The sequence below is a fragment of the Enterobacter chuandaensis genome, from assembly GCF_003594915.1.
In the GTDB taxonomy this organism is placed as follows: Bacteria; Pseudomonadota; Gammaproteobacteria; order Enterobacterales; family Enterobacteriaceae; genus Enterobacter; species Enterobacter chuandaensis.
Genome location: NZ_QZCS01000015.1, coordinates 1 through 21755, shown reverse-complemented (window position 1 = coordinate 21755; position 21755 = coordinate 1). Strand labels below are relative to the sequence as shown.

General features: G+C 56.5%; 18 protein-coding genes and 1 riboswitch. Of the genes, 13 read left to right on the top strand and 5 right to left on the bottom strand.

Annotation, left to right across the window (positions count from 1 at the left end; genetic code table 11):
• Positions 1-248: 248 nt before the first annotated feature.
• The 5 genes from D5066_RS19040 to D5066_RS19020 are packed head-to-tail and all read left to right on the top strand — an operon-like array spanning position 249 to position 5210.
• Complete coding sequence (locus D5066_RS19040; RefSeq protein ID WP_119916905.1) at positions 249-1328, top strand: PTS fructose transporter subunit EIIC; 1080 nt, start codon at positions 249-251, stop codon at positions 1326-1328.
• A gap of 14 nt (positions 1329-1342) precedes the next feature.
• Positions 1343-1663 (top strand): PTS fructose-like transporter subunit IIB, encoded by a 321-nt coding sequence (locus tag D5066_RS19035; RefSeq protein WP_119916904.1) that lies wholly within the window; start codon positions 1343-1345, stop codon positions 1661-1663.
• A gap of 52 nt (positions 1664-1715) precedes the next feature.
• Entirely contained in the window at positions 1716-4010 is a 2295-nt protein-coding gene (locus D5066_RS19030) for a formate C-acetyltransferase (RefSeq protein ID WP_119916903.1), read from the top strand.
• Positions 3976-4851, top strand: a complete 876-nt coding sequence (locus D5066_RS19025) for a [formate-C-acetyltransferase]-activating enzyme (RefSeq protein ID WP_119916902.1) — start codon at positions 3976-3978, stop codon at positions 4849-4851. The genes D5066_RS19030 and D5066_RS19025 overlap by 35 nt, the downstream gene beginning before the upstream one ends.
• A 2-nt stretch (positions 4852-4853) precedes the next feature.
• On the top strand, positions 4854-5210 hold the full coding sequence (locus D5066_RS19020) for a PTS fructose-like transporter subunit IIB (protein ID WP_119916901.1): 357 nt from the start codon (positions 4854-4856) through the stop codon (positions 5208-5210).
• Here the strand turns inward: D5066_RS19020 and D5066_RS19015 are convergent.
• The 3 genes from D5066_RS19015 to argE form a co-directional block, all read right to left on the bottom strand.
• Complete coding sequence (locus D5066_RS19015; protein ID WP_119916900.1) at positions 5197-6045, bottom strand: helix-turn-helix transcriptional regulator; 849 nt, start codon at positions 6043-6045, stop codon at positions 5197-5199. The genes D5066_RS19020 and D5066_RS19015 overlap by 14 nt on opposite strands.
• 95 nt (positions 6046-6140) lie before the next feature.
• Positions 6141-8792 (bottom strand): phosphoenolpyruvate carboxylase, encoded by a 2652-nt coding sequence (gene ppc, locus D5066_RS19010; RefSeq protein ID WP_080330342.1) that lies wholly within the window; start codon positions 8790-8792, stop codon positions 6141-6143.
• 276 nt (positions 8793-9068) lie between these two features.
• Positions 9069-10220, bottom strand: a complete 1152-nt coding sequence (gene argE, locus D5066_RS19005; RefSeq protein ID WP_119916899.1) for an acetylornithine deacetylase — start codon at positions 10218-10220, stop codon at positions 9069-9071.
• 88 nt (positions 10221-10308) lie between these two features.
• Here argE and argC point away from each other — a divergent pair, with 88 nt between their 5' ends.
• The 4 genes from argC (at position 10309) to oxyR (ending at position 14756) form a co-directional block, all read left to right on the top strand.
• On the top strand, positions 10309-11313 hold the full coding sequence (argC, locus tag D5066_RS19000) for an N-acetyl-gamma-glutamyl-phosphate reductase (protein ID WP_119916898.1): 1005 nt from the start codon (positions 10309-10311) through the stop codon (positions 11311-11313).
• 6 nt (positions 11314-11319) lie between these two features.
• Positions 11320-12096: an acetylglutamate kinase gene (argB, locus tag D5066_RS18995; RefSeq protein ID WP_119916897.1), complete on the top strand. Its 777-nt coding sequence runs from the start codon at positions 11320-11322 to the stop codon at positions 12094-12096.
• A 74-nt stretch (positions 12097-12170) separates the two neighbouring features.
• Entirely contained in the window at positions 12171-13544 is a 1374-nt protein-coding gene (gene argH, locus D5066_RS18990) for an argininosuccinate lyase (protein ID WP_119916896.1), read from the top strand.
• A 294-nt stretch (positions 13545-13838) separates the two neighbouring features.
• Positions 13839-14756 carry a DNA-binding transcriptional regulator OxyR gene (oxyR, locus tag D5066_RS18985; protein ID WP_023309664.1) on the top strand — a complete coding sequence of 306 codons (918 nt, stop codon included), beginning with the start codon at positions 13839-13841 and terminating at the stop codon, positions 14754-14756.
• Here the strand turns inward: oxyR and sthA are convergent.
• Complete coding sequence (gene sthA, locus D5066_RS18980; protein WP_008501785.1) at positions 14739-16139, bottom strand: Si-specific NAD(P)(+) transhydrogenase; 1401 nt, start codon at positions 16137-16139, stop codon at positions 14739-14741. The two genes, oxyR and sthA, sit on opposite strands and share 18 nt — an antisense overlap.
• Before the next feature lie 196 nt (positions 16140-16335).
• On the opposite strand from sthA, the gene fabR reads away from it, so the two are divergent.
• Together fabR and D5066_RS18970 are read left to right on the top strand one after the other, a co-directional pair.
• A complete protein-coding gene (fabR, locus tag D5066_RS18975; RefSeq protein WP_008501784.1) occupies positions 16336-16974 on the top strand; it encodes an HTH-type transcriptional repressor FabR in 639 nt (212 codons plus the stop codon).
• A gap of 9 nt (positions 16975-16983) precedes the next feature.
• The gene (locus D5066_RS18970) at positions 16984-17343 is read left to right on the top strand and encodes a YijD family membrane protein (RefSeq protein ID WP_119916895.1); all 360 of its coding nucleotides are present in this window, start codon (positions 16984-16986) and stop codon (positions 17341-17343) included.
• Between the two features lie 79 nt (positions 17344-17422).
• Here D5066_RS18970 and trmA read toward each other — a convergent pair whose 3' ends face one another.
• On the bottom strand, positions 17423-18523 hold the full coding sequence (gene trmA / locus D5066_RS18965) for a tRNA (uridine(54)-C5)-methyltransferase TrmA (protein WP_119916894.1): 1101 nt from the start codon (positions 18521-18523) through the stop codon (positions 17423-17425).
• Positions 18524-18627: 104 nt separating this feature from the next.
• Positions 18628-18803, top strand: a riboswitch (cobalamin riboswitch).
• 66 nt (positions 18804-18869) lie between these two features.
• On the opposite strand from trmA, the gene btuB reads away from it, so the two are divergent.
• Complete coding sequence (btuB, locus tag D5066_RS18960) at positions 18870-20717, top strand: TonB-dependent vitamin B12 receptor BtuB (protein WP_119916893.1); 1848 nt, start codon at positions 18870-18872, stop codon at positions 20715-20717.
• The gene (gene murI, locus D5066_RS18955; protein ID WP_028014824.1) at positions 20662-21513 is read left to right on the top strand and encodes a glutamate racemase; all 852 of its coding nucleotides are present in this window, start codon (positions 20662-20664) and stop codon (positions 21511-21513) included. The genes btuB and murI overlap by 56 nt, the downstream gene beginning before the upstream one ends.
• Positions 21514-21755 lie beyond the last annotated feature (242 nt).

The window sequence follows — 21755 nt, the reverse complement described above, 5'->3', positions numbered from 1 at the left end:
ATGAAGCGCGCCATGTGACAAAACTGCCAAAAACTGGACAAATGTAATGTGACGCTAAAAGTGAGATTTCACTCACAGGTTGTGACGTTTTGCGTAATGCATCGCCGGTGTGAAATGTCGAGGCGGATCGCATTTTTATTTCGACATTACAAAAATCCAGTAAATGGCCTTTTTGTCTCCTGTCCGCCGTCTTTCTGATTGCCTATTGTTTGCCACAACATCTTTATGGTTTTGGCCTGGAGCGACATATGAAAGCGTTGGTGCATATTCTCAAGAACACGCGGCAGCATCTGATGACCGGGGTGTCGCACATGATCCCGTTCGTGGTCTCGGGCGGCATTCTGCTGGCGGTTTCGGTCATGCTATATGGCAAAGGCGCGGTACCGGATGCCGCAACCGATCCCAATCTGAAAAAGCTCTTTGATATCGGTGTAGCGGGTTTAACGTTGATGGTGCCGTTCCTGGCCGCTTACATTGGCTACTCAATTGCAGAACGTGCGGCGCTGGCTCCCTGTGCCATTGCCGCCTGGGTGGGCAACAGCTTCGGTGCGGGGTTCTTTGGCGCGATTATCGCCGGGATTTTCGGTGGGATTATCGTCTGGTACCTGAAAAAACTGCCGGTCCCGAAAGTACTGCGCTCCGTCATGCCTATCTTCATCATCCCGATTATCGGCACCTTTATTACCGCGGGCGTCATGATGTGGGGGCTTGGCGAGCCTGTTGGCGCGCTGACCACCGGTCTCACTCAGTGGCTGCAAGGCATGCAGCAGGGCAGCATCGTGGTACTCGCCATCATTCTCGGTCTCATGCTGGCGTTCGATATGGGCGGCCCGGTTAACAAAGTGGCGTATGCCTTCATGCTGATTTGCGTTGCGCAGGGCGTCTATACCGTCGTTGCGATTGCCGCCGTGGCTATTTGCGTGCCGCCGCTGGGGTTAGGTCTGGCAACGTTGGTTGGTCGCAAGAATTTTTCCGATGAAGAGCGTGAGGCGGGGAAAGCGGCGGTGGTGATGGGCTGTGTGGGCGTCACCGAAGGGGCAATTCCGTTTGCCGCTGCTGACCCTCTGCGCGTGATCCCTTCCATCATGCTGGGTTCCGCGTGTGGCGCAGTGACAGCTGCCGTGATGGGCGCGCAATGTTATGCCGGCTGGGGCGGGTTGATCGTGCTTCCGGTGGTGGACGGCAAGCTCGGCTATATCGCGGCGGTTGCGGTGGGCGCAGTGGTAACGGCAATCAGCGTCAACGTGCTGAAGCGTATTGCCCGCAAGAATGCAAAACAGGTCGAAGAAAATGAGGACGACCTGGATCTGGATTTCGAAATTAACTGAGTGAGGAAGAGAACATGGCCCGAATTATCGCAGTAACCGCATGTCCGTCTGGCGTTGCCCATACCTATATGGCTGCCGAAGCGCTGGAAAGCGCCGCTAAAGCGAAAGGCTGGGAAGTGAAGGTAGAAACGCAAGGGTCGATTGGTCTTGAGAATGAGCTGACGGCAGAAGACGTTGCCGCCGCGGATATGGTGATCCTGACCAAGGATATTGGCATTAAATTCGAAGAGCGCTTTGTCGGGAAAACCATTGTACGCGTCAACATCAGCGACGCGGTAAAACGCGCCGACGCCATCATGAACAAGATTGATGCCCACCTGGCGCAAACCGCCTGATGCTCCCCCGCCCTTTGGGGCGGGGTCGTTTTACCGTTACAGGAGTTCCCTCATGACGAATCGTACCCAGCGTTTGAAAGACGCCCTTTTTGCCAGCCCGCGTGAAATCTCGCTTGAGCGCGCTTTGCTCTATACGGCCAGCCACCAACAGACGGAAGGCGAGCCGGTGATTATCCGGCGCGCGAAAGCGACGGCGTACATACTCGACCATGTAAATATCGCGATTCGTGATGAGGAACTGATTGCCGGGAACCGCACCGTTAAACCGCGAGCAGGGATTATGTCTCCGGAGATGGATCCGTACTGGCTGCTTAAGGAGCTGGATCAGTTCGCGACCCGTCCGCAGGACCGCTTTGAAATCAGCGATGAGGATAAGCAGACTTACCGTGACGTGCTGTATCCCTACTGGGAAAACCGGTCGATGAAGGATTTCATCAACAGCCAGATGACGGATGAGGTGAAAATCGCGGTAGGGACGCAGATTTTTAGCGTCAACCAGACGGATAAAGGGCAGGGGCATATCATTATTGATTATCCGCGCCTGCTCAATAATGGCCTGGGCGCGCTGGTGGAGGAACTGCGTGAACACTGCGCCCGCGATCCCCATAACACCTTTTATGCTGCGGCGCTGATCCTGCTTGAGGCTTCTCAGCGCCATATTTTGCGCTACACGGCGCTGGCTGAAGAACTGGCCCGTGTCAGCGATGCGCCGCGCCGCGAGGAACTGCTGACAATTGCCGACATCTCGCGGCACAACGCGCAGCATAAGCCACAGACGTTCTGGCAGGCGTGTCAGCTTTTCTGGTACATGAACGTCATTTTGCAGTACGAATCCAACGCCAGCTCGCTCTCCATCGGGCGCTTTGACCAGTACATGCTGCCGTTTTATCAGGCCTCGCTCTCACAGGGCGAGGAGCCCGCGTTCCTGAAAGAGATTCTGGAATCGCTGTGGGTGAAGTGCAATGACGTGGTGCTTTTACGATCGACCAGCAGCGCCCGCTATTTCGCCGGGTTCCCGACCGGGTATACCGCACTGTTAGGCGGCCTGACGGAGAACGGCCGTAGCGCGGTAAACATGCTCTCCTTCCTGTGCCTGGATGCCTACCAGAGCGTTCAGCTTCCTCAACCGAACCTCGGCGTGCGGGTGAATGAACTGATCGACAGACCTTTCCTGCTGAAAACCGCAGAGACAATCCGCCTGGGAACGGGTATTCCGCAAATTTTTAACGATGAAGTGGTGGTGCCTGCCTTCCTGAATCGCGGCGTGTCGCTGGAGGACGCGCGTGATTACGCTGTCGTCGGCTGTGTTGAGCTGTCTATTCCTGGTAAAACCTACGGTCTGCACGATATCGCCATGTTTAACCTGCTGAAAGTGATGGAAATCGCGATGCAGGAGAACGAAGGCAACGCAGCGCTGAGTTATGAAGGCTTGCTGGAGCATATTCGCGTAAAAATTAATCACTACATTGCGCTAATGGTCGAGGGGAGCAATATCTGCGATATCGGTCATCGCGACTGGGCGCCAGTGCCGTTACTCTCTTCATTCATAAGCGATTGCCTTGAATCCGGGAAAGATATTACCGACGGCGGGGCGTGCTATAACTTCTCTGGCGTACAGGGGATCGGAATAGCCAACCTGAGTGATTCCTTACACGCCCTGAAAGGGCTGGTCTTTGAACAGCAACGCTTAAGTTTTGATGAGCTCTTAGCCGTGTTAAAAGCGAACTTTGCCACCCCGGAGGGCGAAAAAGTGCGAGCAAGGCTGATCAATCGCTTCGAAAAGTACGGCAATGATATCGATGATGTCGACAACATCAGCGCGGAACTGCTGCGCCACTACTGCAAAGAGGTCGAAAAATACCGTAACCCGCGCGGCGGGCAGTTTACGCCGGGCTCTTATACCGTATCGGCACATGTGCCGTTGGGGGCGGTGGTGGGGGCTACACCGGATGGACGCTTTGCCGGTGAGCAACTGGCGGACGGCGGGCTCTCACCGATGCTTGGGCAAGATATGCAGGGTCCAACCGCGGTACTCAAATCGGTGAGTAAGCTGGATAACTATCTGTTATCTAACGGTACGCTGCTAAACGTTAAATTCACACCGGCGACGCTTGAAGGCGACGCTGGGCTGCAAAAGCTGGCGGATTTCCTGCGTGCGTTCACGCAGCTTAAGTTGCAACACATCCAGTTCAACGTGGTGAACGCGGAAACACTGCGTGAAGCGCAGCAGCGTCCGCAGGATTTTGCCGGGCTGGTGGTGCGCGTTGCCGGATACAGCGCCTTCTTTGTTGAGCTGTCGAAGGAGATCCAGGATGACATTATCCGCCGCACCGCGCATCAGCTGTAACGTCGTTGAAACACGCGCCGACGTGGCGCGTATTTTCAATATTCAGCGCTATTCGTTAAACGACGGGGCGGGGATTCGCACGGTGGTCTTTTTTAAAGGCTGCCCTCACCGCTGCCCGTGGTGTGCTAACCCGGAGTCGATCTCCCCGAAAATGGAGACGGTTCGTCGGGAGAGTAAATGTTTGCACTGCACACCCTGTCTGCGTGATGTGGAAGAATGTCCGTCCGGCGCGTTTGAGCGCATCGGACGCGACGTGACGCTGGACGAACTTGCACGCGAGGTGATGAAAGACGATGTGTTCTTTCGCTCTTCGGGCGGCGGAGTGACGCTGTCGGGAGGGGAAGTATTGATGCAGGCCACCTTTGCGACCCAGTTGCTTGCGCGTTTGCGCCGCTACGGTATTCGCACCGCGATTGAGACGGCGGGAGATGCGCCCCTGTCACGATTGCTACCGCTGGCACGCCAGTGCGATGAAGTACTCTTTGACCTGAAGATTATGGATCCTGAGCAGGCGCGTTCGGTGACGGCGGTGAATCTGCCCAGAGTGCTGGAAAACGTCAGGCAACTGGTGGCGGAAGGCATAAATATCATCCCCCGTGTACCGCTTATTCCTGGCTATACGCTGACGGAAACCAACATGGCGCGCGTGCTGGCGTTTTTGCTGCCTACAGGGATACGTCAGCTGCATCTATTACCGTTTCACACGTATGGCGAACCAAAATACCGCCTGCTTGGGCAACAATGGTCGATGCGGGAGGTGATACCTCCGACAACTGACGACGTTGCTTTCCTGCGCAGTATGGCGGAACGTAAAGGGTTTCATGTCACCGTGGGAGGTTGAAAATGACAATAACGGCAGGGCGTTATCTGGTGGCGGTAACCGCGTGCGTAAGCGGCGTGGCGCATACTTACATGGCCGCAGAACGGCTGGAGCGGATTTGCCAGCAGGAGAAATGGTCAGCCCGCATTGAGACGCAGGGGGCGTTAGGCATTGAAAGTGAGTTGACGGAGGATGATATCCGGCGCGCTGATGTCGTATTGCTTATCACGGATATTGAGCTGGCGGGCAGCGAGCGCTTTGAATCCTGCCGCTATGTGAAGTGCGGGATTAATGCTTTCCTGCGAGATCCGCACAAGGTAATGGCTGCAGTACGAAAAATGGTATCCGCGCCGCAGCATACTCAGGTCATTCTGGACTGACCGCTTTCCCTGTCAGCTGGCTGTGATACTGGCGACGGTACTCTGACGGCGAACGTTCCGTATTTTTACGGAATAAGCGGCAGAAGTAGTTACTGTCGACAAACCCGCAGGCATGCGCCACCTCCTTCACCTTTAAATCATACCCTTTCAGCAGCTGACGCGCGTGCTCCAGCCGGGTATGGGTCAGGTATTCATTAAAACCTACCGCACCTGTTTTCTGAAAAAGATGCGATAAATAGTTCGGAGAGATATAAAACGCCTGGGCGACGGATTCCCGGGTTAGCGGAGTCGCATAATGTTCATCAATATAAACGCGAATGGCTTCAAACAGGGCCTGGCTGCGCGAGGCGGTCTGGATCTGACTACCCAGCAAATCGACGCAGTGGCTGAGCAGGCTGGCAATAATCAGCCGTGCGGTTTGTTGCTCGTGCGGCTGCATCTGCATTTCATGAAGCGTCTGTAGCAGGAAGGAGCCAATGCGGGGGCCACGGCGAGCAACGTGCTGCTTTGCCAGGTTACGCACTTCAACACCATCCCAGTGCAAAAGACTAAACCCAAGCTGCTGTTTGCCAAACAGGATGCTCAACGTCGTCGCGGGCGTTTGCCATTGCGGATCGTTCCAGCCGCCAGACGGGACGTATAAAACATCACCCTGCTGTAAAACGGAAGCAGCCTGGTCTTTCACCGAACCGTCGAGCACGATCTCCAGACGTGGGAAATCAACCTGTAAGGCAAGGTCGGGTGCTGAGATGGCTGGGTTTGCAAAATGCACCTGACGCAGCGGTGTCGTGCCGTTAATCAGGTCTGTCAGAATGTGGGCGATGTCGTGGTGCATGGTGTGGATACCAGGGTATTGCCGGGTGGCGCTAACGCTTACCCGGCCTACCTGTCGTAGGCCCGTGTAATCGCAGCGCCGCCGGGCATAAAGCATTAACCGGTGTTACGCATACCCGCCGCAACGCCTGCAATCGTCACCATCAGCGCCTGTTCAACGCGCGGATCAGGCTCTTTACCTTCCTCTTCCGCCAGACGGGAACGGTGCAGCAGTTCAGCCTGCAAAACGTTCAACGGGTCGGTGTAGATGTTACGCAGCTGGATAGACTCGGCGATCCACGGCAGATCCGCCATCAGGTGCGAGTCGTTGGCGATGTCCAGCACCACTTTGATGTCGTCTTCCAGCAGCTCGCGCAGCTCTTTACCCAGCGTCCACAGCTCCGGTTTCACCAGGCGCTGATCGTAGTATTCCGCCAGCCAGAGGTCGGCTTTCGAGAAGACCATCTCCAGCATCCCCAGACGGGTAGAGAAGAACGGCCAGTCGCGGCACATGGTTTCCAGTTCGTTTTGCTTGCCGTCTTCCACCACTTTTTGCAGCGCGGCACCGGCACCCAGCCAGGCGGGCAGCATCAGGCGGTTCTGCGTCCAGGCGAAGATCCACGGAATCGCACGCAGGGACTCGACGCCACCGGTTGGGCGACGCTTTGCAGGACGTGAGCCCAGCGGCAGTTTACCCAGCTCCTGCTCAGGCGTGGCTGAACGGAAGTAAGGGACGAAGTCTTTGTTTTCACGCACGTAACCGCGGTACAGATCGCAGGAGATATCTGACAGCTCGTCCATGATGCGGCACCAGGACTCTTTTGGCTCCGGCGGTGGCAGTAGGTTTGCTTCCAGGATCGCGCTGGTATAGAGCGACAGGCTGCTGATGGTCACTTCCGGCAGGCCATACTTGAAGCGGATCATCTCGCCCTGCTCGGTCACGCGCAGGCCGCCTTTCAGGCTTCCAGGTGGTTGAGAGAGCAGCGCCGCGTGAGCAGGCGCACCGCCGCGGCCAATGGAGCCGCCGCGCCCATGGAACAGGGTCAGCTCAATACCGGCTTTCTCGCAGGTTTTGATCAGTGCGTCCTGCGCCTGATACTGCGCCCAGGATGCCGCCATCACGCCCGCGTCTTTAGCGGAGTCAGAATAGCCAATCATCACCATCTGTTTGCCCTGAATAAAGCCGCGATACCAGTCGATGTTCAGCAGCTGGGTCATGACGTCGTTGGCGTTGTTCAGGTCGTCGAGGGTCTCAAACAGCGGGGCGACCGGCAGAGCGTAGTCGATTCCCGCTTCTTTCAGCAGCAGGTGAACGCCCAGCACGTCGGACGGGGTTTTCGCCATGGAGATCACATAGGCGGCCACCGATCCTTTCGGCGCGTCAACGATCGCTTTACAGGTGTTGAGCACCTCGCGGGTGTCGTTGCTTGGCTCCCAGTTGCGCGGCAGCAGAGGGCGCTTGGAGTTCAACTCGCGGATCAGGAAGGCCTGTTTGTCGGCTTCGGACCAGCTTTCATAGTCGCCGATGCCGAGATAGCGGGTCAGCTCGCCAAGGGCTTCTGTATGACGGGTACTTTCCTGACGCACGTCGATACGCACCAGCGGCACGCCGAAACACTTCACGCGGCGCAGGGTGTCGAGCAGTTCGCCGTTAGCGATGATGCCCATGCCACAGGCCTGCAGTGATTTATAGCAGGCGTAGAGCGGCTCCCAGAGCTGTTCGTTCTGACTGAGCAGGCCTTCTGGTTTTGGCAGGCGCTGGCCTTTTAGGCGCGCTTCCAGCCAGGCCTGAGTGGCCATCAGCTGACCGCGCAGTTTTTTCATCAGGAAACGGTACGGCTCGCTGGCACCTTCTTCACCTGCCAGCGCGCGCAGTTCCGGCGTCGCTTCAACCATCGACAGCTCGGAGATCAGCACCTGAATATCCTTCAGGAACAGGTCGGTCGCTTTCCAGCGGCTCAGCAGCAGGACGTGGCGGGTGATTTCCGCGGTCACGTTCGGGTTACCGTCGCGGTCGCCGCCCATCCAGGAGGTGAAACGCACTGGAACAAAGTCGACCGGCAGGCGGTAGCCCAGGTTCTCTTCCAGCTGTTCGTTTAGCTCGCGCAGGTAGTTAGGCACGCCTTCCCACAGGCTGTTTTCCACCACCGCAAAGCCCCATTTGGCTTCGTCGACCGGGCTTGGGCGATGCTTACGAATTTCATCGGTATGCCAGGACTGGGCAATCAGCTGGCGCAGACGGCGCATCAGCTGATTGCGTTCGTAGTCGGCAATGTCTTTGTTATCCAACTGTTTCAGACAGGTGTTCACTTCCACCATTTTGTGGATCAGGGTGCGACGAGTAATTTCGGTGGGGTGTGCGGTCAGCACCAGTTCCAGCGAAAGCGACTCCACCGCTTTTTTGATGGTGGCTTCGTTGAGGTCGGGCTGATCTTTCAGTTTACGAAGGGTGCGGGCAATGACTTCCGGGTTGCTGGCCGCTTCGCCGTTTGGCGAAATGCTGTGGTATTGCTCAGCGGTGTTGGCCAGGTTCAGGAACTGGCTGAAGGCGCGGGCAACGGGCAGCAGCTCATCGTTTGAGAGGTTCTGCAAGGTGGTGAGCAGCTCCTGACGACTAGCCTCGTTACCGGCACGGGAAGATTTAGACAGCTTGCGGATGGTTTCAACGCGGTCGAGGATGTTCTCACCCAACGCATCTTTGATGGTATCTCCAAGCACTTTGCCGAGCATACTGACATTACTACGCAACGCGGAATATTGTTCGTTCATAAAAACCCAGTCACCCCATCATTTTTGTTTATGCCCAGGCGAGAATCTTCTGGACATTATTTTGTCATCTCCCTTTATAAAGCCACGTAAAACCCCCGTCGTCAATTGCTGCGAAAACGGTTCAGCAAACGAATAAATGCGCGCAATTTACGAAATTTAATTCGCATTGCGTCAGATAAGAGATGCTTATGGGAATGTGACGGAGATCGCGGGATTTACCCCCCTCACCCTGCTCTCTCCCCAGAGGGGAGAGGGTTAGGGTGAGGGGGCAGTTTTTTAATGCCAGCAGAAGTGATGCACAACCTGGGTGATCAGTTCGCGGGTGGGCTTGATGAAGCGGGTTTCCAGATATTCATCCGGCTGGTGCGCCTGATTGATAGAACCAGGACCGAGGACCAGCGTCGGGCAAAGCGTTTGAATAAACGGCGCTTCGGTGCAGTAGTTCACCACGTCGGTTTTCTCACCGAGCAGCTTTTCCACCACTTCGACCAGCTGGTGGTCCGGCGGGCATTCGTAGCCCGGGATCGGCGGATGCAGTTCGGAGACCGTCAGACGACCCGGCCAGCGCTCGCTCACCGGGGCCAGCGCTTCGTTAAGCAGGCCATCGAGATCGCTCAGCGTCATGCCCGGCAGCGGGCGGATGTCCATATGCAGTTCGCAGCAGGCGCAGATACGGTTGGAGGCATCGCCGCCGTGCAGGCTACCGAGGTTCAGCGTCGGATACGGCACGGTGAACGCCTCGTAGTGATAGCGCTCTTTCAGGTCGTCGCGCAGGGCCATGATGCGGCCGATAGCGTCATGCATCAGCTCGATGGCGTTCACGCCGCGCGCTGGATCGCTGGAGTGCCCGGACTGGCCCAGCACGCGCACGGCGGTAGAAATATGGCCTTTGTGCGCGCGTATCGGCTGCAGGGAGGTTGGCTCGCCGATGATCGCACAGTCCGGGCGAATAGACGTGTTTTCAGAGAAGTAGCGCGCGCCCGCCATGCTGGTCTCTTCATCGGCGGTCGCCAGAATGTAGAGCGGTTTTTTCAGCTTCGTCACGTCCACGTCACGCAGCGCGTCAAGGATAAAGGCGAAGAAGCCTTTCATGTCGGCGGTGCCCAGTCCGTAGAGCTTATTGTCATGCTCGGTCAGGGTGAACGGATCGCGCGTCCAGCGGCCATCGTCAAACGGCACGGTGTCGGTGTGACCAGCCAGCAGCAGGCCGCCCGCGCCGGTGCCGGTGCTCGCGAGCAGGTTAAATTTGTGGCGGGTTCCGGGAACGGGCTGAACCTCAACGTTAAACCCAAGATCGCTAAACCAACCCGCCAGCAGATTGATTAAAGACTCATTGCTCTGATCCAGCGCTTCTTCGGTCGCACTGATGGACGGTGTGGCAATCAGGGCGCGGTAGATCTCGATAAATGGCGGTAAGTTCATTTTCATTGTTGACACACCTTAGGTCGTGATAGTATCAATATTCATGCAATAAATGTGAATAAAAATACATTAACGTTGAGCATAAAGGAACCCGATGTTGAATACGCTGATTGTAGGCGCTAGCGGTTATGCGGGCGCAGAGCTTGTAAGCTACGTAAATCGCCACCCTCATATGACCATAACCGCTTTGACCGTGTCAGCGCAAAGCAATGATGCCGGAAAGTTAATTTCCGATTTGCATCCACAGCTTAAAGGCATTGTCGATCTGCCGCTGCAGCCGATGTCTGACATCAACGAGTTTACCGACGGCGTCGATGTGGTGTTTTTAGCCACCGCGCACGAGGTCAGCCACGACCTGGCGCCGCAGTTCCTGGCGGCCGGCTGCGTGGTATTCGATCTCTCCGGCGCGTTCCGCGTTAACGACGGCGCGTTCTACGAAAAATATTACGGTTTCACCCATCAGCACCCGGATCTGCTTGAAAAAGCGGTGTACGGCCTGGCGGAGTGGAGTGCGGATAAACTGAAAGAAGCGAACCTGATTGCCGTGCCGGGCTGCTACCCGACGGCGGCGCAGCTTTCCCTGAAGCCGCTGATCGACGCGGACCTGCTGGATCTGAGCCAGTGGCCGGTGATCAACGCCACCAGCGGCGTGAGCGGTGCAGGGCGCAAGGCCGCTATCTCCAACAGCTTCTGCGAAGTGAGCCTTCAGCCGTATGGCGTGTTTAATCACCGTCATCACCCTGAAATCACCACCCATCTGGGTGCGGAGGTGATTTTTACCCCGCACCTGGGCAGCTTCCCGCGCGGGATCCTCGAAACCATCACCTGCCGCCTGAAGCCGGGCGTGACCAAAGAGCAGGTGAGCGAGGCCTTCACGCAGGCGTATGCGGATAAACCGCTGGTGCGTCTGTACGACAAAGGCGTGCCGGCGCTGAAAAACGTGGTCGGGCTGCCGTTCTGCGATATCGGCTTTGCCGTGCAGGGCGAGCATCTGATTGTGGTCGCCGCGGAAGATAACTTACTCAAAGGCGCTGCCGCACAGGCAATGCAGTGCGCAAATATTCGTTTCGGCTTCCCTGAAACGCAGGCTCTTATTTAAGGTGTGATGATGAACCCATTAATTATCAAACTCGGTGGTGTACTGCTGGACAGCGAAGAAGCGCTGGAGCGTCTGTTTACCGCGCTGGTGAACTATCGCGAATCACACCAGCGTCCGCTGGTGATTGTGCACGGTGGCGGCTGCGTGGTGGACGAGCTGATGAAAGGGCTCAACCTGCCGGTGAAAAAGAAGAACGGCCTGCGCGTCACCCCTGCTGACCAGATTGACATCATCACCGGCGCGCTGGCGGGTACGGCGAACAAGACGCTGCTGGCGTGGGCGAAGAAACACCATATTGCGTCCGTTGGCCTCTACCTGGGCGACGGCGACAGCGTAAAAGTGACCCAGCTCGACGAAGAGCTCGGCCATGTTGGACTGGCGCAGCCAGGTTCGCCTAAGCTGATTAACACCCTGCTGGAAGGCGGTTTCCTGCCGGTGGTGAGCTCTATCGGCGTGACCGAAGAGGGCGCGCTGATGAACGTTAACGCGGACCAGGCGGCGACCGCGCTGGCGGCCACGCTGGGTGCGGATCTGATTCTGCTCTCCGACGTGAGCGGCATTCTGGACGGTAAAGGCCAGCGCATTGCAGAAATGACCGCCGCCAAAGCCGAGCAACTGATCGCTCAGGGCATTATTACCGACGGCATGATCGTCAAAGTGAACGCCGCGCTGGATGCGGCGCGCACGCTGGGCCGCCCGGTGGATATCGCCTCCTGGCGTCACGCGGAGCAACTCCCGGCGCTGTTTAACGGCACGCCGATTGGCACGCGTATTTTAGCGTAAGTTTTTATTGAATGACCATAGGCCGGGTAAGCGAAGCGCCACCCGGCAGAACTAACGAATAAAGGAACGATGTTATGGCACTTTGGGGTGGGCGTTTTACACAGGCAGCGGATCAGCGGTTCAAACAGTTCAACGACTCTTTGCGCTTCGACTACCGCCTGGCCGAACAGGATATTGTCGGCTCTGTGGCCTGGTCCAAAGCGCTGGTGACGGTGGGCGTACTGACCGCAGACGAACAATTACAGCTGGAAGAAGCGCTGAACAACCTGCTGGAAGAGGTGCGTCTGGATCCGCAGCAAATCCTGCAGAGCGATGCCGAAGATATTCACAGCTGGGTGGAAGGCAAGCTGATCGACAAAGTCGGCCAGCTGGGTAAAAAGCTGCACACCGGGCGCAGCCGTAACGACCAGGTCGCCACCGACCTGAAGCTGTGGTGTAAAGAGACCGTCGGCGAACTGCTGGCGGCCAACCGTCAGCTTCAGGGCGCGCTGGTGGAAACGGCGCAGAACAATCAGGACGCGGTGATGCCGGGTTATACCCACCTGCAGCGCGCGCAGCCGGTGACCTTTGCGCACTGGTGTCTTGCCTACGTTGAGATGCTGGCGCGTGACGAAAGCCGTCTGCAGGATACCCTGAAGCGTCTGGACGTCAGCCCGCTGGGCAGCGGTGCGCTGGCGGGTACGGCATATGAAATTGACCGCGAGCAGCTGGCAGGCTGGCTGGGCTTTGCGTCTGCCACCCGTAACAGTCTGGACAGCGTCTCTGACCGTGACCACGTGCTGGAACTGCTGTCGAATGCTTCTATCGGGATGGTCCACCTGTCACGCTTTGCCGAAGACCTGATCTTCTTTAACTCTGGCGAAGCCGGATTTGTGGAGCTGTCCGACCGCGTGACCTCCGGCTCATCCCTGATGCCGCAGAAGAAAAACCCGGACGCGCTGGAGCTGATCCGCGGCAAATGTGGCCGCGTGCAGGGCGCGCTGACCGGCATGATGATGACTCTGAAAGGGCTGCCGCTGGCGTACAACAAAGATATGCAGGAAGACAAGGAAGGGCTGTTCGACGCGCTCGACACCTGGCTGGACTGTCTGCATATGGGCGCGCTGGTGCTGGACGGCATTCAGGTGAAACGCCCGCGCTGCCAGGAAGCGGCGCAGCAGGGCTATGCCAACTCTACCGAACTGGCGGACTACCTTGTCGCGAAGGGCGTACCGTTCCGTGAAGCGCACCACATTGTGGGCGAAGCGGTGGTGGAGGCCATTCGTCAGGGCAAACCGCTGGAAGATCTGGCGCTGGCCGACCTGCAAAAGTTCAGCGCGGTGATTGGAGATGATGTGTATCCGATTCTGGCGCTGCAGTCCTGTCTGGATAAGCGTGCCGCGAAGGGCGGCGTGTCGCCGAAGCAGGTGGCGCAGGCGATTGCGGACGCGAAAAACCGGTTGGTTTGATGCCTGAAATGTCGGGTGGCGGCTTCGCCTTACCCGACCTACAACACCCCAGCCCAACCCTGAGTTGGGCTTTTTTATGCAAAAAAAAGCGGACCACGGGGTCCGCAAAAGTTCACGTTGGCTTTAGTTGTTCGAGTTTTGAGAGAAACTCGCTGACGGTGCGGGGACGTCAAGGGTCAAACACGAGCCGCCTCGTCTATGTGGTGTATTATTCAACAGAAAGCTTGATAGGGATAATCGTTCGTTGCTATGCTATCTATCGCCATGAACTATCGTGGCGACGGAGGATGAATAATGAATATTCGTGATCTTGAATACCTGGTAGCGCTAGCCGAGCACCGCCACTTTCGCCGCGCGGCAGATTCCTGCCACGTCAGTCAGCCCACGCTGAGCGGCCAGATCCGCAAGCTGGAAGACGAGCTGGGCGTGATGCTGCTGGAGCGCACCAGCCGTAAGGTGCTGTTCACCCAGGCCGGTCTGCTGCTGGTGGATCAGGCGCGCACCGTGCTGCGCGAGGTCAAAGTGCTCAAGGAAATGGCAAGCCAGCAGGGGGAGGCGATGTCCGGCCCGCTGCATATTGGCCTGATCCCAACCGTTGGCCCGTACCTGTTGCCGCACATCATTCCGATGCTGCACCAGACGTTCCCGAAACTCGAAATGTACCTGCATGAAGCGCAAACCCATCAGCTGTTGGCGCAACTGGACAGCGGCAAGCTCGACTGCGCTATTCTGGCGCTGGTAAAAGAGAGCGAGGCTTTTATCGAAGTGCCGCTGTTTGACGAGCCGATGATGCTGGCGATCTATGAAGATCACCCGTGGGCGAACCGCGATCGCGTACCGATGGCCGATCTGGCCGGGGAAAAGCTGCTGATGCTGGAAGACGGCCACTGCCTGCGCGATCAGGCAATGGGCTTCTGCTTCGAAGCGGGTGCCGATGAAGATACCCATTTCCGCGCAACCAGCCTGGAAACGCTGCGTAATATGGTGGCGGCGGGAAGCGGTATTACGCTGCTGCCTGCGCTGGCCGTGCCGCGCGAGCGTAAGCGTGATGGCGTGGTGTACCTGCCGTGCATCAAGCCGGAGCCGCGTCGCACGATCGGCCTGGTGTATCGTCCGGGGTCACCGCTGCGCAGCCGCTATGAGCAGCTGGCAGAGGCCATCCGTGGTTCGATGGATGGCCATTTCGACAGCGCGTTAAAACAGGCGGTTTAAGCCATTCAGCGCGGCTACCCGATAGGCTTCCGCCATGGTCGGGTAGTTAAAGGTGGTGTTAACGAAGTACTCAATGGTGTTACCACCCCCTTTCTGCTCCATTATCGCCTGGCCGATATGAATGATTTCCGCCGCGCGTTCACCAAAGCAGTGAATGCCGAGGATCTCTTTCGTCTCGCGATGGAACAGGATTTTCAGCGTACCTACGCTCATCCCCACGATCTGCGCTCGCGCCAGATGTTTAAACTGCGCACGACCCACCTCGTACGGCACCTTCATTGACGTCAGCTGCTGCTCGGTTTTCCCTACGGAACTGATTTCCGGAATGGTGTAGATACCCGTCGGGATATCTTCAATCAGGTGCGCCGTTGCTTCGCCTTTCACCAGCGCCTGAGCGGCAATGCGGCCCTGATCGTAAGCGGCGGAGGCCAGGCTCGGGTAGCCAATCACGTCGCCGACCGCGTAAACGTGCGGCAGCGCGGTCTGGTACATGCTGTTGACCTTGAGCTGGCCGCGGCTGTCGGTTTCAAGCCCGATATTTTCCAGCTGCAGTGAATCGGTGTTGCCGGTACGACCGTTGGCGTACAGCAGGCAGTCGGCTTTCAGCTTCTTACCAGACTTCAGGTGCATGATCACCCCGTCGTCGCAGCCTTCGATCTTCTCGTATTCTTCGTTGTGGCGAATCACCACGCCGCTGTTCCAGAAGTGGTAGGAGAGGGAGTCTGACATCTCCTGATCGAGGAATGCCAGCAGGCGGTCGCGGGTGTTGATCAGGTCAACTTTGACGTCCATGCCGCGGAAGATCGACGCGTATTCGCAGCCGATGACCCCTGCACCATAGATAATGACGTGGCGGGGTTCATGGTGCAGGCTCAGAATCGAGTCGCTGTCGTAGACGCGCGGGTGCGAGAAGTCGACGTCGGCCGGATGGTACGGGCGTGAACCGCAGGCGATAACAAATTTTTCAGCGGTGATCGTCTCAACCGACCCGTCGTGGCATTCGAGTGCCAGGGTGTGTTCATCCACAAAATGCGCGTTGCCCTGCAGGATCTCACAGTGGTTACGCTCATAAAAACCCTGACGCATGCGCGTCTGCTGGTTAATGACGGTATCCGCGTGATTCAGGATGTCGGCAAAGGAGGAACGAAGAAGTCGGGAGTGGTCGCTGTAAAGAGGGTTCTGGTTGAATTCGATAATGCGGCTAACGGCGTGGCGGAGGGCTTTCGAAGGGATGGTGCCCCAGTGGGTGCAACCGCCGCCGACATTATGGTAGCGCTCAATGACCGCTACTCTGGCTCCCTGTTTCACCAGACCCATAGCAGCACCTTCGCCGCCGGGGCCGGAACCAATAACTATTGCGTCGTAATCGTAGGAATGTGGCATGGCAAGGCTTACCTGTTCTTATACATAAAAGCAACAGAATCATAACATCATTGCAGAAGTAACCCAATTATCGTTGTGCTTTTTTCCGGCAGTGGAGCACAAACCGCACGTAAACAATCATTCACAAAGCCAGGCAAACAGATTAATTTTATTCTCTGGTATAGTGCCATCAGGCCTTTGGAAGGATTCAACTATCGTGATGGGCGTAAGAGCACAACAAAAAGAGAAAACCCGGCGTTCGCTGGTGGAAGCCGCATTCAGTCAACTGAGTGCTGAGCGGAGTTTTGCCAGTTTGAGCCTGCGCGAAGTCGCACGCGAGGCCGGGATTGCCCCAACGTCCTTCTATCGTCACTTCCGTGATGTGGATGAACTGGGCCTGACCATGGTCGATGAGAGCGGGCTTATGCTGCGCCAGCTGATGCGCCAGGCGCGTCAGCGTATCGCCAAAGGGGGCAGCGTGATCCGCACCTCCGTGTCGACCTTTATGGAATTTATCGGCAATAACCCAAACGCGTTTCGTCTTCTTCTGCGCGAGCGTTCGGGCACGTCGGCAGCGTTTCGTGCCGCCGTCGCGCGGGAAATTCAGCATTTCATCGCGGAACTTGCCGACTATCTTGAACTCGAAAACCATATGCCGCGTGCGTTTACCGAAGCACAGGCCGAGGCGATGGTGACGATTGTATTCAGCGCGGGTGCCGAAGCGCTGGATGTCAGCATTGAACAACGTAAGCAGCTCGAAGAGCGACTGGTATTGCAGCTCAGGATGATCTCCAAAGGCGCGTATTACTGGTATCGCCGTGAACAAGAGAAACTGGCACATCAAACCGAAGAGTGAAGGTGAGTAATGAAACAGTCAGGTCAGGATAAAGGGACGCTGTTGCTGGCATTGATCGCTGGCTTATCCATTAATGGTACGCTTGCCGCTATTTTTAGCTCAATCGTGCCATTTTCGATTTTCCCACTTATTGCGCTGGTGCTGACGGTTTACTGCCTGCATCAGCGTTACCTGAACCGCACCATGCCGGTGGGGTTACCGGGGCTGGCCGCTGCCTGCTTTATTCTGGGTGTATTGCTGTATAGCACGGTGGTGCGCGCGGAGTATCCGGATATCGGGTCTAACTTCTTCCCGGCTGTGTTGTCTGTGGCGCTGGTGTTCTGGATTGGCTCTCGCATGCGCAGCCGTAAGAGCCAGTTGCCGGAGTAAGGAATTATTTGTAGGGCAGGTAAGCGAAGCGCCACCTGCCAAAAACGCCGGATGGCGCTACGCTTATCCGGCCTACAGATCACCGTGCGGTAAGTAAAACACCGCACTCCATATGGTGCGTATACGGGAATTGATCGAACAGCGCCAGACGTTCAACCTTGTGCGTCTGGCTTAATGTTTCCAGATTCTTGCACAGCGTCTCCGGATTGCAGGAGATGTACAAAATGCGCGGGTACGCCTGCACCATCTTCTCTGTTTCGCTGTCCAGGCCACTGCGCGGCGGGTCGACAAAAATCGTCTCACACTGGTAGCTCTTCAAATCGATCCCTTCCAGACGGTTAAACTGACGTACGCCGTTCATCGCCTGGGTGAACTCTTCTGCGGCCATACGAATGATCTGCACGTTGTCGATATGGTTGGCGGCAATGTTGTACTGCGCGGCGGCAACCGACGGTTTGGCGATTTCCGTTGCCAGCACGCGATCGAAGTTACGCGCCAGCGCCAGCGAGAAGTTGCCGTTACCACAGTACAGCTCCAGCAGGTCGCCCGTTGACCCTTCCGTCGCCTTCAGCGCCCACTCCAGCATCTGCACGTTCATCGCGGCGTTGGGCTGGGTGAAGCTGTTTTCCACCTGACGATAAACCATCTCTTTACCCGCCACCGGCAGACGCTCGTCGACGTAATCCTGATCCAGCATGATTTTGGTTTTGGTCGCGCGGCCAATCAGGTGCACGTTGATGTTCTGCCCACGCAGCGCATCGCGCAGGGCTTCGGCCTGCTCGCGCCATTCGTCGGTCAGCGCTTTGTGGTACAGCAGAGAGACAATCGCCTGATTGCTTTGGGTGGTCAGGTAATCAATCTGGAACAGCTTGTGGCGCAGCACCGGATTATTACGCACGCCTTCAATTATCAGCGTCATCAGCTGGTTGATAAGCTCGCTCGCTGCCGGGAAGCTGTCGACGCGAATGCGGGATTTTGTCTGCTGATCGAAAATGATGTGGTACAGGTCGTCACCGTCATGCCAGATGCGGAACTCAGCGCGCATGCGGTAGTGGCTGACAGGGGAGCGGAACACCTCGGGAACGGGCGCGTTGAACGGCGTCATCATACTTTGCAGGCGGACAACTTTCTCTGCCAGCTGCGCGTCGTACTGTTCTGTCGGGAGGTGTTCTGGGGTCATGATGCGTCCTGAGTGATAAAGAATTACGCGGGGATTGTAGGGATTGTTCAGGGGATGTCCAGATTTAATGGCCAATAGCTGTCTGGACATCTATACGTGTCTAATTGTAGCATTCTGTTTCCGGTCTCCTGAGAGTGAAAAGGGAATCCAGTGAAAATCTGGAGCTGACGCGCAGCGGTAAAGACTGGCGGGATGAACGTTGTAGACACTGTGAAAATGGGAAGTCTTCATCCGTATAACGCCACCTAGCCCGAAGACCTGCCGGGATCACGTCGCATTTGGTTTCATCATCGCGTGCTATAGATGAGGCCTGCGGCATCCTTCTTATATTGTGGATGCTTTAACAATGATTAAAAAAGTATCGCTGTTGACGGCACTGTCCGTCACGGCATTTTCGGGCTGGGCGCAGGATAGCGCTGACTCGTTGGTGGTGACGGCAAATCGTTTTGAACAACCTAAAAAAACTATTCTGGCAGCAACGTCGGTGGTTACGCGTGCCGATATTGACCGCTGGCAGTCAACCTCGGTCCTGGACGTTATGCGTCGCCTGCCCGGCGTGGATACGGCACAAAATGGCGGGATGGGGCAACTCTCTTCTCTCTTTATCCGTGGCACCAACTCCAGTCACGTCCTGATTCTCGTTGACGGCATCCGCCTTAACCAGGCGGGCGTCACGGGATCGTCCGATCTCAGCCAGTTCCCGATCTCTCTGGTGCAGCGTATCGAATATGTTCGTGGACCGCGTTCTGCGGTATACGGCTCGGATGCGATTGGCGGTGTAGTGAACATTATTACCACCCGCGTAAAGGACGGCACGACCCTGAATGCAGGCGCAGGCTCGCACGGTTACCAGAATTATGGCGGCAGTACTCAGCAAACGCTGGGCGACAGCACGCGCGTCACGCTGGCGGGTGATTACACCTATACTAAAGGTTTCGACGTGGTTGCGGACGGCAACAATGGCGGCCTTGCCCAGACCGATCGCGACGGCTTTATGAATAAAACGCTCTACGGAGCAGTGGATCACGCATTCTCAAACCAGTGGAGCGGATTTGTTCGCGGCTTTGGCTACAGCAACCGTACGGCCTATGACGGTTACTACAGCTCATTTACCCCTGATGTACTGGTCGATACCCGCCAGCTCTACAGCCAGACCTGGGACGCAGGATTACGCTTCAACGATGACATCTTCCATTCACAACTGCTCACCAGCTATAGCCACAGCAAGGACTATAACTACGACCCTAATTTGGGCCGTTACGATTCGACGGCCACGCTGGATGAAATCAAACAGTACAACGTCCAGTGGCTCAACTCCGTTGATGTGGGGCACGGAAACATTGGCGCGGGCGTTGACTGGCAGAAGCAGAGCACCGAGCCGGGTACAAACTATGTGACCAACGGCTACGACCTGCGTAACACCGGCGTCTACCTGACCGGGCTGCAGCAGTTTGGTGATGTCACTCTCGAAGGGGCGGTTCGCAGCGATGACAACTCTCAGTTTGGTCGCCATGGCACCTGGCAAAGCAGTGCGGCGTGGGAGTTCGTAGACGGTTACCGCGTCATTGCCTCTTATGGTACGGCCTATAAAGCACCGAATCTGGGCCAACTCTATGGCTTCTATGGCAATGACCATCTTGACCCTGAAGAGAGCAAGCAGTGGGAAGGGGCGTTTGAAGGCCTGACGGCAGGCGTGAGCTGGCGCGTATCCGGCTATCGTAATGACGTTGATAATCTCATCGACTTCAATAATAACCTTCAGGAATATTACAACGTCGGCAAAGCACGCATTAAGGGTGTGGAAGCGACGGCGTCGTTTGATACAGGTCCGTTGACGCATACCGTTGGCTACGACTATGTGGATGCCCGCAATGCGGCAACCAACGAACTTCTGGACCGTCGTGCTAAGCAGCAGGTGAAATATCAGCTTGATACGCAGATCTATGATTTCGACTGGAGCCTGACGTATCACTATCTCGGCACGCGTTACGACACTGATTTTGGTTCTTATCCGTCAGAGAAAGTTAAAATGGGCGGCGTGAGCCTGTGGGATGTCGCAGTTTCATATCCGATCACCTCACACCTCACAGTTCGTGGTAAAATAGCCAACCTGTTCGATAAAGATTACGAGACAGTTTATGGCTACCAAACTGCAGGACGGGAATACACCTTGTCTGGCAGCTACACCTTCTAATCCGCGCCCTACCGTGCTGGTGTTTGATTCCGGCGTCGGTGGGCTTTCGGTCTACGACGAGATTCGGCATCTCCTGCCGGATCTCCATTACATCTACGCCTTCGATAACGTCGCTTTTCCGTATGGGGAGAAGAGTGAGGACTTTATCGTTGAGCGCGTGGTTGAAATCGTCACCGCGGTACAAAAGCGCTATCCCCTTGCGCTGGCGGTCATTGCCTGTAATACGGCGAGCACCGTTTCTCTTCCCGCCCTGCGTGAGAAATTCCAGTTCCCGGTTGTGGGCGTCGTGCCTGCCATAAAGCCTGCCGCGCGCCTGACGGCTAACGGCATCGTGGGATTACTGGCCACGCGTGGTACGGTAAAGCGTCCTTATACCCGCGAGCTGATCGACCGTTTTGCTAACGAATGCCAGATTGCAATGCTTGGCTCCGCAGAGCTGGTGGAGATGGCGGAAGCGAAACTGCACGGCGAGACGGTATCGCTCGAAGAGCTGCGTCGTATTCTTCGTCCGTGGCTGCGGATGCCCGAACCACCGGATACGGTTGTGCTGGGCTGCACCCACTTCCCTCTCTTGCAGGAAGAGCTATTAGAAGTGCTTCCGGAGGGAACGCGCCTGGTGGATTCTGGTGCGGCAATCGCTCGTCGTACGGCCTGGCTGCTGGAGCATGAAGCTCCGGATGCGAAATCTACCGATGCGAATATCGCGTTTTGCATGGCTATCACGAAAGAGACTGAGCAACTTTTACCCGTTTTACGCCGTTATGGCTTTGAAACGCTCGAAAAACTGGCGCTGTAGCACGGTTTTGAGCAAAAAAGAGACGGTTGAAAGTTTTTTTTAAAAGAGGGGTTGTCAACGTCTGAGAACTCCCTATAATGCGCCTCCACTGACACGGAACAACGGCTTGCAAGCCGCCGGGTTAGCGGGGTTCAGAGATGAACGCCAACAGAGAAAAGTGAAAATAATCGCTTGACTCTGAATGAGGAAAACGTAATATACGTGACCTCGCAACGGTGAGCTGAAAGCCGCGTTGCAACTGC

Bases quoted from the DNA above. Each gene is read 5' to 3' on its own strand.
- D5066_RS19040 (WP_119916905.1), top strand. From the start codon at position 249: ATGAAAGCGTTGGTGCATATTCTCAAGAACACGCGGCAGCATCTGATG.
- D5066_RS19035 (WP_119916904.1), top strand. From the start codon at position 1,343: ATGGCCCGAATTATCGCAGTAACCGCATGTCCGTCTGGCGTTGCCCAT.
- D5066_RS19030 (WP_119916903.1), top strand. From the start codon at position 1,716: ATGACGAATCGTACCCAGCGTTTGAAAGACGCCCTTTTTGCCAGCCCG.
- D5066_RS19025 (WP_119916902.1), top strand. From the start codon at position 3,976: ATGACATTATCCGCCGCACCGCGCATCAGCTGTAACGTCGTTGAAACA.
- D5066_RS19020 (WP_119916901.1), top strand. From the start codon at position 4,854: ATGACAATAACGGCAGGGCGTTATCTGGTGGCGGTAACCGCGTGCGTA.
- D5066_RS19015 (WP_119916900.1), bottom strand. From the start codon at position 6,045: ATGCACCACGACATCGCCCACATTCTGACAGACCTGATTAACGGCACG.
- ppc (WP_080330342.1), bottom strand. From the start codon at position 8,792: ATGAACGAACAATATTCCGCGTTGCGTAGTAATGTCAGTATGCTCGGC.
- argE (WP_119916899.1), bottom strand. From the start codon at position 10,220: ATGAAAATGAACTTACCGCCATTTATCGAGATCTACCGCGCCCTGATT.
- argC (WP_119916898.1), top strand. From the start codon at position 10,309: ATGTTGAATACGCTGATTGTAGGCGCTAGCGGTTATGCGGGCGCAGAG.
- argB (WP_119916897.1), top strand. From the start codon at position 11,320: ATGATGAACCCATTAATTATCAAACTCGGTGGTGTACTGCTGGACAGC.
- argH (WP_119916896.1), top strand. From the start codon at position 12,171: ATGGCACTTTGGGGTGGGCGTTTTACACAGGCAGCGGATCAGCGGTTC.
- oxyR (WP_023309664.1), top strand. From the start codon at position 13,839: ATGAATATTCGTGATCTTGAATACCTGGTAGCGCTAGCCGAGCACCGC.
- sthA (WP_008501785.1), bottom strand. From the start codon at position 16,139: ATGCCACATTCCTACGATTACGACGCAATAGTTATTGGTTCCGGCCCC.
- D5066_RS18970 (WP_119916895.1), top strand. From the start codon at position 16,984: ATGAAACAGTCAGGTCAGGATAAAGGGACGCTGTTGCTGGCATTGATC.
- trmA (WP_119916894.1), bottom strand. From the start codon at position 18,523: ATGACCCCAGAACACCTCCCGACAGAACAGTACGACGCGCAGCTGGCA.
- btuB (WP_119916893.1), top strand. From the start codon at position 18,870: ATGATTAAAAAAGTATCGCTGTTGACGGCACTGTCCGTCACGGCATTT.
- murI (WP_028014824.1), top strand. From the start codon at position 20,662: ATGGCTACCAAACTGCAGGACGGGAATACACCTTGTCTGGCAGCTACA.